The organism is Pseudomonas sp. Irchel s3h17, from assembly GCF_900187505.1.
In the GTDB taxonomy this organism is placed as follows: domain Bacteria; phylum Pseudomonadota; class Gammaproteobacteria; order Pseudomonadales; family Pseudomonadaceae; genus Aquipseudomonas.
The window spans coordinates 1-12,808 of the sequence record NZ_FYDL01000034.1 but is presented as its reverse complement, the minus strand read 5'-3'; the positions used below and the strand labels follow the sequence as shown (position 1 = coordinate 12,808).

The 12,808-nt window shown below is 62.0% G+C and carries 12 protein-coding genes; 10 read left to right on the top strand and 2 right to left on the bottom strand.

Going from position 1 to position 12,808, the window contains the following annotated elements:
* Positions 1–181 precede the first annotated feature (181 nt).
* Both tssA and vasI read right to left on the bottom strand, forming a co-directional pair.
* On the bottom strand, positions 182–1,606 hold the full coding sequence (gene tssA / locus CKW25_RS25740; protein WP_095083785.1) for a type VI secretion system protein TssA: 1,425 nt from the start codon (positions 1,604–1,606) through the stop codon (positions 182–184).
* The gene (gene vasI, locus CKW25_RS25735) at positions 1,594–2,253 is read right to left on the bottom strand and encodes a type VI secretion system-associated protein VasI (RefSeq protein ID WP_256578036.1); all 660 of its coding nucleotides are present in this window, start codon (positions 2,251–2,253) and stop codon (positions 1,594–1,596) included. Before vasI ends, tssA begins: the two co-directional genes overlap by 13 nt.
* A gap of 293 nt (positions 2,254–2,546) precedes the next feature.
* Between vasI and tssB the strand changes: the two genes are divergently transcribed.
* From tssB to CKW25_RS25685, 10 genes are all read left to right on the top strand, one after another.
* Complete coding sequence (gene tssB / locus CKW25_RS25730) at positions 2,547–3,050, top strand: type VI secretion system contractile sheath small subunit (protein WP_095083784.1); 504 nt, start codon at positions 2,547–2,549, stop codon at positions 3,048–3,050.
* A 58-nt stretch (positions 3,051–3,108) separates the two neighbouring features.
* Positions 3,109–4,581 (top strand): type VI secretion system contractile sheath large subunit, encoded by a 1,473-nt coding sequence (gene tssC / locus CKW25_RS25725; protein ID WP_095083787.1) that lies wholly within the window; start codon positions 3,109–3,111, stop codon positions 4,579–4,581.
* Positions 4,582–4,998: a type VI secretion system baseplate subunit TssE gene (tssE, locus tag CKW25_RS25720; protein WP_095083783.1), complete on the top strand. Its 417-nt coding sequence runs from the start codon at positions 4,582–4,584 to the stop codon at positions 4,996–4,998. It abuts the gene before it with no gap.
* A 7-nt stretch (positions 4,999–5,005) separates the two neighbouring features.
* Complete coding sequence (gene tssF, locus CKW25_RS25715; protein WP_095083781.1) at positions 5,006–6,772, top strand: type VI secretion system baseplate subunit TssF; 1,767 nt, start codon at positions 5,006–5,008, stop codon at positions 6,770–6,772.
* Entirely contained in the window at positions 6,736–7,761 is a 1,026-nt protein-coding gene (gene tssG / locus CKW25_RS25710; protein ID WP_095083780.1) for a type VI secretion system baseplate subunit TssG, read from the top strand. The genes tssF and tssG overlap by 37 nt, the downstream gene beginning before the upstream one ends.
* Positions 7,758–9,203, top strand: a complete 1,446-nt coding sequence (gene tssJ / locus CKW25_RS25705; RefSeq protein ID WP_095083778.1) for a type VI secretion system lipoprotein TssJ — start codon at positions 7,758–7,760, stop codon at positions 9,201–9,203. The genes tssG and tssJ overlap by 4 nt, the downstream gene beginning before the upstream one ends.
* A 37-nt stretch (positions 9,204–9,240) precedes the next feature.
* On the top strand, positions 9,241–10,587 hold the full coding sequence (tssK, locus tag CKW25_RS25700; RefSeq protein ID WP_095083776.1) for a type VI secretion system baseplate subunit TssK: 1,347 nt from the start codon (positions 9,241–9,243) through the stop codon (positions 10,585–10,587).
* A complete protein-coding gene (gene icmH / locus CKW25_RS25695; protein ID WP_095083775.1) occupies positions 10,580–11,386 on the top strand; it encodes a type IVB secretion system protein IcmH/DotU in 807 nt (268 codons plus the stop codon). Before tssK ends, icmH begins: the two co-directional genes overlap by 8 nt.
* Positions 11,387–11,516: 130 nt before the next feature.
* Positions 11,517–12,029: an Hcp family type VI secretion system effector gene (locus tag CKW25_RS25690; RefSeq protein ID WP_095083773.1), complete on the top strand. Its 513-nt coding sequence runs from the start codon at positions 11,517–11,519 to the stop codon at positions 12,027–12,029.
* Between the two features lie 238 nt (positions 12,030–12,267).
* Positions 12,268–12,808 (top strand): toxin VasX (locus tag CKW25_RS25685; RefSeq protein WP_371855210.1); only part of this gene is annotated, 541 nt, incomplete at its 3' end.

Here is a 12,808-nt window from a genome sequence, read left to right as displayed (position 1 = left end):
TGAACAACGCCGGCAGGTCGAGCACGCGGTTGAAGTCGATGGCCGGGTCGTGGCTGGCCAGGTCCAGGGTCAGCTTGAAGGGTCGGGACAGGCCCTCTTCCAGCTCGAACTCGACCACCTCGAAGGCGTCGCCTTGCAGGGGCTCGAAGGTGAAGCGCAGGTCGCTTTGACGGGGCATGGTCTAGTCCTCAGGGTCACTGCCAATGAACGCGGCAACCTTCTGGTACAACGCCGGCTCCCACGCTTGGGCTGTCGTGTCGCGCATCTGTCGGGCGACGCTGGCATAGAGGTCGTCCGCCAGCCACGCCAACCCTCGGGCGGCCAGCAGGTCGGCGGCGATCACCGTGGCGTAGTTGCGCGGGCGCGGGGCGTCATCGGCGGCATGCAGTTCCTGCAGACGCAACAACACCACCTCGACGCCTTCGCTATTGAGTTGGTCGACCAGTTCGTCGCGCAGACCGGCGTACTCCTGGATCGGGCTGGCGCTGGCTTCGGCTTGATCGGCCCCGGTCATCCAGGCCAGGGTCTGGGGATCGGCGAATGGGGTGCCATCACTGAAACAAAGCTCCTTGAGTGCCGGCAGACGGCAGACAAAGCGTGCACATGCTTGCCGCAGGACAGCGGCCACCTCGTCCATCGCCAGGCGCGATGCCACACAGGCCGCCAGGTAGCTGCCACGCAGCCAGAACGGTGAAGCCGTCACGCTTTTTTCGATGCGATACAGCAAGGCCGGCTCCAGGGCATTGGCGGCCAAGGCGTCCTGATAACCATCGACAATGTCGCGGGGCACGGCGGTCAGTTCGGTGCGGCGCTCGCGAGTGATCGAGGGGACGGCGCGGATAGGCGACCACAGGCCGAAACGCCGTAACTGATACCCCGTGGGGTCGTAAGGGTCTTGTTGGTTGATCTGTTCGGCCATGCTCAGCAGCGCCCGACGCTGCTCACGCTCATTACCTGCCGGTTGCGCGGTGGCGTTGGCAAAAAACGCCGGACTCAGGGGATTGCCGGATGCCGGCTCCCCGCGCACAGGACCAGGCGCGGGCACCCGTTCGCGGTACTTGTCCAGTTGCGTTTGCAGTTCGTCGATCGCGCCCTGATCCAGCCTGGCCGTCTCGACGCTGCGCTGCAGGCTCGCCAACGCCCGCTCGGCCGCCGCCTGATGCGACGGCGCAAAGCTGCTGCGCTCCAGGGTTGGCAGCGCTTCCCTCAACCGTTCCAGGAGTTGTTTCACCTGTCTGCGCTTGGCCAGGTAGCCGGTGGCGCCAGGCGTGGGGTAAGCACCGTCCCAATAACCTTCGACCATGCCCGCCAACAGGTCGAGGGCATCGGCCCAACGCGCCCACTGTCGGGTGCGCAGCCAGACGACATGCAGGTGTCCGAGAATCCGAAAGTGCTTGCACTGGGTCGTCAGGTATTGCCGGGAGGCTTCGTCGATGTAGGGCCAATCGATCCCGCCCTCGCGAAGGCCGCCGAGCTTGACCATTTCCTGGTCGATCGCCTGGTAGGTTTCGTCCTCGACGTCGAAGTGCCCGCAGGGTTGTCGCGGATCTATCGGCGCCAGCAGTCCGTTGACCACCTCCAGCGGTACATCGATTACCAACGACATACCTGGCGCTCCTGTTCGATCAATTCCCCCAGTCCGTCGGCGTCGAACACCAGGCCGTCCAGCGCCGGGTAATCACTTTCCAACCGCAGGCGCTGGCCACCGCCCATGTGGCGCAGCAGGGCAATGGCCGGCAACCCCCTGCCCGCGTCGAGGACCAGGCCGGAGTCGAGGACACGCCACGGGTAGGCCTCGGATATCGGGCGCTGATCCTTGAACAGTTGCACGCGGATTTTGTTCGGCACCGGAGGCTCGTCCAACACCAGTTGCAGGCGTGAGATCTTCGATTCACAACTGATGGCCAGATACGGCCTGGGAGGAAGCGCCCCCAGCGCAGGCGCGGAGATCACCATCCGAGGCTGCCGGTCATCTTCCGGCTCGGGAAAGGTGGACATCAGGAACCGGTAATCCTCGGGCTGACGCTTGGCCTCATTGCGTTGTACCAGGTCGACGACGCTCGGAATCCGCTCGACAAACGGCCGTGACTGCACCGCGGGCGAATGAACAGGTGTGCCAGCGGCCAGATCAAAGCATTCCAGGCGCTTCAGCGAAGACGCGATTGCGCTGCAATCCTGAGCCGCCGGGGATGCCTGTGCCTGTATCGACCCCAGGCACACTCCCCATATCCAGCCTCGCCATCTGTTGCGCATGTGCTCTCCTGTCCCTGTGCGAATCACGCAAACGAGCAATGGGTTCAATACTCATCGAACCCACTGAAAGTCACTCGAAAGTTGCCCGCACAATACACAAGTCGAACGTAGGAAGTTTCTCAAACTCAATTAGGAAAGTTAAGTCAGATAAATACATCAGAACTTTTACACCTTGGGAAACCACCAACCCATCGAATTACTTAATAACCCTACGACATTTAAAGAATCATCTGACATGACAATGAGTACCGTCTTGGCACTTAATAGCGCCACCGTTAAAAAGGACTTTCCTCATGTCGAAAACACAGGGCTGCGTCGCCCCCAAAGAACGTATCAACATCAAATACGTCCCGGCCACGGGCACTCAGCAGGACGAAATCGAACTCCCCTTGAAGCTCCTGGTAACGGGTGATTTCAAAGGTCATGGTGAGTTGACCGCCCTCGAGGATCGCCCTCCCGTGCGTATTGACAAATACACCTTCAACGAAGTCCTCGCCAAAGCCGGCGTTGGCCTGGCGCTTACGGTTCCTTCGGTACTGGGCAACGAAGCCGACGGCGAGTTGAACGTGCGACTTCAATTCGAGTCGATCAATGACTTCGGTCCTGATTCGATTGCCCGGCAAGTTCCAGAACTCAACAAGTTGCTGGAACTGCGTGAAGCCCTGGTGGCGCTAAAAGGCCCGATGGGCAATATCCCGGCCTTTCGCAAACACCTGCAGAGACTGCTGGCCGATGAACAAACTCGCCAACGCCTGGCCAGTGAACTGAATCTGGTCCTGGACGCCCCCAAAGACTGATCGCCTGATCTCTTCCCTGCCCTACTTGCGAGCTAATAAACGGAGAATCCCCATGCCGATGGAAAGTGCTGCCGCCCAGGTCCTTGAGACCGTCGATCAACCCGCGCTGCTGGACCAATTGCTGGCCAACACCCTGATGCGCCCCTCCCAGGAAGGCTATGCCGTGGCCAGGCACGGCGTCGCCGCATTCATCGCCGAAATCCTGCACAGCGGCGATCACCAGCAACCGGTCAATAAACACCGGGTCGACCAGATGATCAGTGAAATCGACCGCACGCTGGGCAGACAGATGGATGTGATCCTGCACCAACCCCGGTTCCAGCAACTGGAGTCGGCCTGGCGGGGGCTGAAGCTGTTGGTGGATCGTACGGATTTTGCCGAGAACACCAAGCTGGACATGTTGCACGTCACCCAGGAGGAATTGCTGGATGACTTCGACAACGCTGGCGATATCACCCGAAGTGGCCTGTACAAACATGTCTACACCGCCGGCTTCGGCCAGTTTGGCGGCGAACCGGTCGCCGCGATCATCGCCAACTACACCTTCGGTCCCGGTTCTCAGGACATCCGGCTGTTGAGTTATGCCGCCTCCGTGGGTGCCATGGCCCATGCCCCGTTCGTCATGGCGGCCGGCCCTGGACTCTTCAACCTCAAGAGCTTTGAGGACCTGCCCGGCATCAAGGAAATGAGCGATGTCTTCGAGGGGCCAGCCCACACCAAGTGGCGTAGCTTGCGCGAACTGGAAGATTCCAAGTACCTGGCCGCGACGATGCCGCGCTTTCTGTTGCGCGCGCCCTACAGTACGGAAGATAACTCAACCCGCCGCTTCGGCTACAACGAAGCCATCGACGGCAAGCATGAACACTACCTATGGGGCAACACCGCCTTCCTGATGGCCACGCGCATTGCCGACAGCTTCGCCCGCTATCGCTGGTGCCCGAACATCATCGGCCCGCAATCAGGCGGTGCGGTGGACGACCTGCCCGTGCACTGCTACGAAACACTGGGCCAGTTGCAGGCCAAGATCCCTACCGAAGTGCTGATCTCCGACCGCAAGGAGTTCGAACTGGCGGACGCCGGGTTCATCCCGCTGACCATGCGCAAGGGCAGCGACAATGCGGCGTTCTTTTCGGCCAATTCAGTGCAAAAGCCGAAGGTATTCCCCAAGACTCGCGAAGGCCAGGAGGCCCAGACCAACTACAAGCTCGGCACTCAGTTGCCATACCTGTTTGTCGTCAATCGCCTGGCCCATTACATCAAAGTCCTGCAACGCGAACAGATCGGCAGCTGGAAGGAGCGCCAGGACCTGGAGCGCGAGTTGAATACCTGGCTCAAGCAGTACATCGCCGATCAGGAAAACCCCTCGACGGATGTCCGTAGTCGCCGCCCCTTGCGTGCTGCAAAAATCGAGGTGCAGGACGTCGCCGGCAATCCAGGCTGGTATCAGGTCTCGTTGGTCGTACGCCCGCATTTCAAGTACATGGGGGCCTCCTTCGAAATCTCCCTGGTTGGCCGACTGGACACCCAGTAAATGGGCCACGCCAGCCTGTTCGAACGCCTGGTGCCCGATGCGTCGCGTTACCGGCGACGCTCCAGGGATGAACGGACCTGCCAGGGCATTGAAGCGATCAAGCGTCACCTTGAACAGGTGCTCAACGCCCGTCAGGGCTGCTCGCAAAGCAGCCCTGAATTGGGCCTGCGCGACTTCAATGGCACGGCTTCGGGCAGCACCGATCTGGTGATTGCCATCAGCGCCGATATCCGGCGTTCGGTCGAGGCGTTCGAGCCGCGGATCAAGGTCACCGGCGTGCACTACCAGCCTGACCCGGACCTGCCGCTGGAGCTGAACTTTCGCCTCGACTGCCGGGTGCAGCTTGAACACAAGGAAGAACACGTGCAGATCAACCTGGCCATGCACGGCCGCGATCGCTACACCCGCGTGACATGAGGATGCCATGGGCTTGAAACAACGTTTTGCCGAAGAGTTGCGCTACCTGCGTGAGCTCGGTCGCGAGTTCGCCGAGGACAACCCGCAATTGGCGCAGTTTCTCGGCGACAAGGCCGGCGACCCGGACGTGGAGCGGCTGCTGGAGGGTTTTGCCTTCCTCACCGCCAGGCTGGGCCTGAAGATCGACGACGACCTGCCGGAACTGACCCATCCCTTGTTGCAAATGCTTTGGCCCAACTATCTGCGGCCTCTGCCCAGCATGACCATTGTACGGTTCGAGCCGCTGCCCGACGCGGTGAGCGCACACAAGGTGTTGCCCAAGGGCACGCGATTGTTTGCCAGGCCGGTGGATGGCATCAGTTGCGAGTTTCGTACCTGCACCGAAGTCCATCTGTACCCGTTGGCGTTGCACGCGGTCAGCGATGCCCACAGCCGCGAGGAGTCGGTGATGCGCATCGACTTGCAGGTGTTGACCCAACAGCCGCTCGACAGCCTGGATTGCGATCAATTGGACTTTTATCTGGGCGGCGATAACACCACCGCCTCGACCCTGTACCTGTGGCTCGCCCACTACCTGAAAGAGGTCACGCTGCACATCAATGACACGCACTTCGAGCTGTCCCCCAAGGCTATCGGTTTTCCCGGCTTCAGCGCCGATGAAGCGCTACTGCCCTACCCGCGAAACGTGTTCGATGGCTACCGCATTCTGCAGGAGTACTTTGTGTTCCCGCAGCGCTTTCATTTTTTCAGCCTGACCCGATTGGCCAAGGTCTGGCCCGCCGTCAGCACCGACCGGATTCGTCTCCAGTTCCGTTTCTCACGACCGCTGCCGGCGACAGTCCGTCTGCGCAAGACGGATCTGCATCTGTTCTGCGCTCCCGCGGTGAATCTGCTACACCACGATGCCGACCCCATTGCCATCGATGGACGCCAGCTCAAGCAGCCGGTCACCCCCGCAGGCCAGCGTCCCGATGCGTACGAAGTATTCAGTGTCGATCGGGTTGCCGGTTGGGATGCGGCAAACAGAGCGCATACAGGTGATCCGCTGCGGGTGTTTACGCCTTTCGAATCGTTCCAGCATGAAATCGAACACGCCCACGGCCGCACGACACTGTACTACCGCACCCACATCGAAGAGTCACAGGGCCGTGAAGGTCTGCGGCACCGCATCTCTTTCGTCCGGGGCGATGAAAGCACCTACGTGAACGTGCACGAAACGGCGTCGATCGAGCTGACCTGTAGCAACCGCGACCTGCCACAAGCCCTGGGGGTTGGTGATCTGTCGTGGTCGACCGAGGCCACGCCAACCTTCGCCACCTACACCAACCTTATCGCCCCGACTCGCGCCTACCGCCCCGTGCTGGATGCCAGCCTGCACTGGACGCTGATTTCCAACCTGTCGCTGAACTACCTGTCACTGCTCTCGGCCGAGCCACTCAAGGCGGTCATCCGCGCCTACGACTTTGCCGCCCTGCATGACCTGCAACAGGCGCGCGCCACGCGCAAACGCCTGGACGGTATCGGCGAGGCCGTGACAACCCCCACCGACTGGCTGATGAAAGGCCTGCCGGTGCGCGGCCTGCGCACGCGCTTGAAACTGGACCAGGACGCTTTCCTCTGCGAAGGCGAGCTGTACCTGTTCGCCAGCGTGCTGTCGCACTTCTTTGCCCTCTACGCCAGCATCAACTCCTTCCACCAACTGGAAGTGATCAATACCACCAACCACGAGCGCTATGAATGGCCACTGTTGACCGGCAGACAACCCGTGATCTAGCAGACCTGCTGTTGGCTGATGCGCGGAACTACTCATTCCACCGTCTGCTGGAGCACCTGCACGCCTTGCATGGCGATGACCTGGAAGCCGACCCGCTCAGTTCGGCGGGCCGGCGTCGGATCCGCTTGCAAAGCCATGCCGGCCTGGGCTTCCCGGCCTCCGACGTGGTGCTGGCCGAGCGTCTGGGCGACAGCGAAGGGGACGAGGTGCGCTATCGGGTGCAGACCAGCTTTTTTGGCCTGCACGGCAGCGACTCGCCGTTGCCCGGCTACTACCTGGATCGCCTGGCCTACGAGCAGGCACAGGGGCGTGGCATTCGTCCGGCCTTCATGGATTTTTTCAATCACCGTTTGCTGACCCTGCTCCACCGCAGCTGGCGCAAGCACCGTTACTACATCCGCTTTCAGGCCGAGGGCAGCGACCGATTTTCACGCTATGTGTTTTCCCTGATAGGCCTCAATGACAGCGACCTGCGCGGTGCCACTCCCCTGCCCTGGGGTAGGTTGCTCAGTTTCGCCGGGCTGATTGCCTGCCGCAGCCGTTCGCCCTCGGTGGTGGCTGGCATCGTCGAACATTGTTTCGACTTGCAGGGGGTCTACATCCGTGAGTTCGAAACCCGCACTGTGCGCCTGCCCGATCCACAACGCCTGGTGTTGGGGCAGGCCAACGGCGTGCTGGGCACCAGCTTTGTACTGGGTGAACGCACCCGAACCCGCGCCAGCAAGTTCACGCTGGTGATTCCCCACCTGACCCAGGCGCGCTTTCGTGAGTTCCTGCCCCGCGGCGCGCTGTTTGAACGCCTGCGCCAACTGATCAACTTCCTGTTGCGCGATGTGATCGCCTACGACCTCGAGTTGACGCTGCGCGAGGAAGAGGTGCCGCCGTTCAACCTGCGACGCGAAGGCGGTACGCACCTGGGTTGGACCAGTTTCATCCGGCGCCAGGAACAGCGGTACCCCGCCGTGGTGCGAATTCGGGGGCGCGCATGAACCTGAACCTGGTTATCGGTAACCCCGCGCAATTGCTCCATGGTTATCTTCCGAGTCACCGTTTCGACCGTAGCGGAGGCAGCATAGGCAGCGGCGCCTGTGACTGGCCGCTGCTTGACCGGCTGCGCACCGTGCACCGCAACCATTGCGAAATTCGCTTCATGGAAGGCCGCTTCTGCGTCATCGACCGCAGCGGTAAAACCTACATCAATGGCCATGACCGGCCCCTGAAGTCACACACTGCCGTGTGCCTCAATGAGGGCGACAGCCTGCAGATCGGTGCCTATCAAATCATCGTGCAGGTGCTGGCTCCCGGGACGGCAGAGGAACATCCGCCCCACCTCAGTCAGTGTTCGCTCGACGAATTGCTCAACGACCTGCGCGATGATCTGCACGACTGGCCCGGCGAGACGCTGCCATTGCTGCCAGTTCAACGCCAACTTCCCGCCTCCTGCCCGGAGTTCGAACGGCTGTGCAGGCCTTTTGGACTGCCGGACGAACAAGACCCGCTATTGGCACTGCAGACGCCGATCGCGCCTGCGAGGGATGTCCTGGACCTACCCCGGCCGGTCCACAGCGACGCGTCCTTCCTCCAACGTACGCCAGGCACCGAACGCTCGCCCGTCAATCTCCCGCCGGGCCGTGGCTTCGCCCGCTTGACCAGCAACCTCAGGTTCGCGACGCTGCTGGTTTGCGTGACCTTGGGCGGATGCACGACGCTGGGCAAGGTCGGGCAAGTGGTCATGAACCCATCGATCCCGGTTGGCGAACCCGACGCGCAGCCCAGCCGGTACTCCTTGAGCCTGCACGCCAGCGACCGCGTCAACCTGCGCAGGATCAGCCCGGGCAATGCGCCGCACGGCTCGACGGATCAGGCCCATTCGCCTTACACCGTGAACCTGCGGGCAGCCAGCCATCTGGAGCTGACCGACAAGCTGCAGGGCTTGCTGAATCATTTGTATGAAGTTGCTCCGGCACAGTCGTTGTTGGCCGCCGAGGAGGCTCCCCCGGCGCAGATGTCACCGGTTGAGCCGTCGCTGCTCGGCAGCTACGACGATCCGGGAGTGAGCCTGTCTACGCCGGAGTACAGCGCCGCGCCCGAGCAAATCGCCACGCCCATCGCCTTCAAAGTCCTGCAACTGACAGACGACTCGCTGCTGCTCAACGCCAGCGCGCAGGCGTTGGCGCACGATCTGAAAAAAAACCTGGGCAGCACCTACCTGCGCCACGACGACTACCTGCTGCAACCCGGCCAGTTCAAGTTCATCAACCTGCGGCCCCTCGAGGAAGACACCCGCTACCTGGCCGTGATTGCCGACTACAACAGCACCGATGTCACCCAGTGGAAACAGATCCTGCGCATCGAACCCAAGGGCCGGCAGTACGCGTTGCTGGTGCAGCTCGACGAAACCCGGGTCGGACTCATCGGTGAACACCGATGAGCGCCCTTTCTTTTCCCTTCCCGCAGAGCATCCCTCGATGAGTTCACGCAACCCAGTCATCTGGCATGAAGGTTTGTTCGTCAAACCCCAACACTTCCAGCAACAGGTGCGCGCCACCGAAGCCGCCATGCACCAGCGCCTCAATAGCCTGAACGAGGCATCGTACGGGTTCAGCGAGCTGCAGCTGAACACCGAGTACCTGAGCTTCGGCAAAGTCGTCATCACGCGGGCGCGAGGGATCATGCCCGATGGCACGGTCTTCGACATTCCCGGGGACCTGGCTCCGCCCGCGCCACTGGAGATTGCCGACAGCAGTGCGGTCAACCAGATCGTCTACCTGACGCTGCCGCACAAATCCGAAGGTGCCCTGGAAATTCGCTGGCCAGACAGCTACGCCAATAGCCGCTATGTGGCGCAACGCGGCGCCGTGCACGATACCCACAGCGAAGACGGCGACCAGGTGCCCCTGGATCTGGCGGTGCCGAACCTGCAACTGATGCTGGGCCGCGATGACCGCAGCGCATTTACCGGCATCGCCCTGGGGCGGATTCTGGACAAACGCGCGGATGGCAGTCTGCTGATGGATGAGCAGTTCTATCCCACCAGTGTGTCTTTGCAGGCTGTACCGGCATTGCAACGCTACCTCGCGGAAGTCGCCGGGTTGATGCGTGAACGCGCGAAGAACCTCGCCCAGCGCATCGGCTCACCGGGGCAGTCGGGCGTTGCCGACGTCACTGACTTCAACCTGCTGCAGACCCTCAACCGGCTGTTTCCGCTGTTCCAGCACCTGTCGCGGCGGCGCCATGTGCATCCGGAGCAGGTGTACCTCGCTTTCGCCCAGGCGTGTGGCGAGTTGGTGACCTTCACCGATGATGGCCGCCTTCCCCAGGACTATCCGGCCTACCAGCACGACGCCTTGCGCGAGTCGTTCAAGCCCCTGGAGCACACCCTGCGTCGCGCCTTGGGTACGGTGCTGCAACCGCGCGCCGTCTCGCTGCCGATCGAACCCCGGGAGTACGGGGTCATGAGCGCCCCGTTGCATGACAAACGCCTGCTGGACAATGCCCAGTTCATCCTCGCGGTGCGCGCCCAACTGCCGCCGGATGCGTTGCGCTCGCAGTTCCTCAAGCAGATCAAGATCAGTTCCACCGAGGCCCTGGGCAAGCTGGTCAGCCTGCAACTGCCGGGCATTGACCTGATCCCGCTGCCTGTCGCGCCGCGTCACCTGCCATTCCATGCCGGCTTCAGCTACTTCGAGCTGGACCGCCATCACCCTGCCTGGCAAAGCCTGAGCAGCGGCTCCGGTTTCGGCTTCCACATTGCCGGCGAATTCCCGGAGCTGGAACTGCAGTTCTGGGCCATCAGGAGTGAACAGGATGAGTGACTCGACCTCGATAACGGCAAACCCCGCAGAGACCGTCTCGGTGATCGGCTTTCGACGGGGCACGATCACTGACGCTCCCCCGGTGTGCCGGGCCGACACCGGATTCGAGTTACGCGGCCTGGCCTGGAGCCCGCTGTGCGACGCCGCCATGCCGCTGTTCGGCCTGCTGATTCGCTTGCACAGCCTTGAACACCACAAGGACGTCGCCCAGCTCTATCAAAACGTCCATAACCAGATCACCACGGTGATGGAGGAAGTCAGCCAACTCGATTACGACCCCGGCACCCTCAAGGCGTACTCCTACAGCCTGTGCCTGCTGGCCGACGAAATCGTCATGGACACCCCGTGGGGCAAATATTCCACCTGGAGCCAGCGCTCGCTGCTCAGCGCCTTTCACCAGGAAACCTGGGGCGGGGAAAAATTCTTCACCTTGCTCGCCCACATGACCGCCGAAGCGGCCAAATACCAGCATGTGCTGGAGTTCATGTACCTGTGTCTGTGCATGGGGCTGAAGGGCAAGTACGGCAACCAGGCCAAGGGGGATGAAGAAGTGCAAAAAATCATCACCCGTCTGTACCGGGTGATCCGCCCCCGGCACGGTGAAACGCCCGAGTGCCTGACCGACCCGCTGAGCCATGTCGCGCCACGCCACTACCGGCTCAATCGTCAATGGCCGCTGTGGACACCCTGGGCATTGGCGGCGGCGGTGCTGGGCAGCGCCTACACGATCTACGCCGTGCGCCTGAACAGCCTCACCCAGCAAGTACTCACCTCACTGGAGCGGATTCTCAATCTGTAACGGATTTTCAGCGCGCTCATTTCCGGGCGCCTGCAAAGCCTTGGCCCCTGCCGGGCCATAACCCCCCACGCCGTCACACCGACGGTCGCGACCTGCGGGTCGTTTACTTGATCGCGACAAGGAGTTTGTCATGGCTACACCTGCATTCATCAGCATCCACGGTAAAACCCAGGGCCATATCACCCGGGGTGCCTTTACCGCCGATTCAGTGGGCAACGTCTATGTGGAGGGCCACGAAGACGAGATTCTGGCCCAGGAAATCGACCACCAGATCAGCACCCCGACCGACCCGCAAAGCGGCCAGCCGTCAGGGCAACGGGTCCATGGCCCGCTGACCTTCACCAGCTCCCTGAGCAAGGCCTCGCCCCTGCTCTACCAGGCCCTGGCCACCGGTGAAACGCTCACCTCCGTGGAGGTGCGATGGTTCCGCACCTCCACCGAAGGTAAACAGGAGCACTTCTTCACCACCACACTCGAAGACGCCACGGTCGTCGACATCCACACCGTGCTGCCTCACGCACAAGACAGCGACAACGCCAACTATACGCAACTGATCAAGACCAGCCTGGCCTACCGCAAGGTCAGCTGGAACCACGAAGTGGCCAACACGGCAGCGTCGGATGACTGGCGCAAACCTATCTAAACACCGACACACCCTTTGCGTCGCTCAGGTTCGTCCAGCGGCGCAAAGCCTGAGGAAGAGGGCCTGTCCCTACCCTTCAAGCTGACCCTGGACCTGGCCAGCCACGACCCGACCATCGACTTCAACCGCGTGCTCGACCTGCCGGTCGTTGACCACATTACAGCGCGCGGCCAATGGCCAAGGGCACTTGAGTCAGATGTATACCTACAACGCACCCACCCAACGGAGCCGCTGAGCCATGAGCGAAGACCTGACCGAGGCGTTCGAGCGCATCGCCCGACTCACCTACAGCGAAGAAGGCCCTAGCGCCTGTGTCACCTGCAAACGCAGCGTCTCGATACTGCCGTTGCGTTATGCCGTGATCGGCACGCCGCCGGCCAGTGAGCCAGCGTTACCGGTGCCCGACCTGCCGAGCACGCTGGCCGCTGGCAACCTGGCACTGAGCACCGCGCACTACACCGTCAGGCCGCTGCGCGAGGGCTATCTGTATGTGTTCGTCCAGCGCCATGCATCCGACTGGGTCTGTGAGGGCGCCTACCAGACTTACGACAGCGGCTTGTGCCGGCCGTTGTGCCCGGCTGACGGCGACGGCATGAGTTACGGCACGCCGATGCCGAATTTCGGCGAGCGGACGATCCAGATCGCCGACCCTGAAGCCGTCGACGCAGCGCGCCTGCTGTTCACCCCGGACCTGCTGACCCCCCGGATGCTGGCCGAGATCCGCAGCCAGAAACGCCTGCGCGACACCCTGCGTCACTTGGACATCCGCCAACTGATCC

What these genes read in the sequence shown, in the direction of transcription:
- tssA (WP_095083785.1), bottom strand. Translation starts at nt 1,606, where the DNA reads ATGTCGTTGGTAATCGATGTACCGCTGGAGGTGGTCAACGGACTGCTG.
- vasI (WP_256578036.1), bottom strand. Translation starts at nt 2,253, where the DNA reads ATGCGCAACAGATGGCGAGGCTGGATATGGGGAGTGTGCCTGGGGTCG.
- tssB (WP_095083784.1), top strand. Translation starts at nt 2,547, where the DNA reads ATGTCGAAAACACAGGGCTGCGTCGCCCCCAAAGAACGTATCAACATC.
- tssC (WP_095083787.1), top strand. Translation starts at nt 3,109, where the DNA reads ATGGAAAGTGCTGCCGCCCAGGTCCTTGAGACCGTCGATCAACCCGCG.
- tssE (WP_095083783.1), top strand. Translation starts at nt 4,582, where the DNA reads ATGGGCCACGCCAGCCTGTTCGAACGCCTGGTGCCCGATGCGTCGCGT.
- tssF (WP_095083781.1), top strand. Translation starts at nt 5,006, where the DNA reads ATGGGCTTGAAACAACGTTTTGCCGAAGAGTTGCGCTACCTGCGTGAG.
- tssG (WP_095083780.1), top strand. Translation starts at nt 6,736, where the DNA reads ATGGCCACTGTTGACCGGCAGACAACCCGTGATCTAGCAGACCTGCTG.
- tssJ (WP_095083778.1), top strand. Translation starts at nt 7,758, where the DNA reads ATGAACCTGAACCTGGTTATCGGTAACCCCGCGCAATTGCTCCATGGT.
- tssK (WP_095083776.1), top strand. Translation starts at nt 9,241, where the DNA reads ATGAGTTCACGCAACCCAGTCATCTGGCATGAAGGTTTGTTCGTCAAA.
- icmH (WP_095083775.1), top strand. Translation starts at nt 10,580, where the DNA reads ATGAGTGACTCGACCTCGATAACGGCAAACCCCGCAGAGACCGTCTCG.
- CKW25_RS25690 (WP_095083773.1), top strand. Translation starts at nt 11,517, where the DNA reads ATGGCTACACCTGCATTCATCAGCATCCACGGTAAAACCCAGGGCCAT.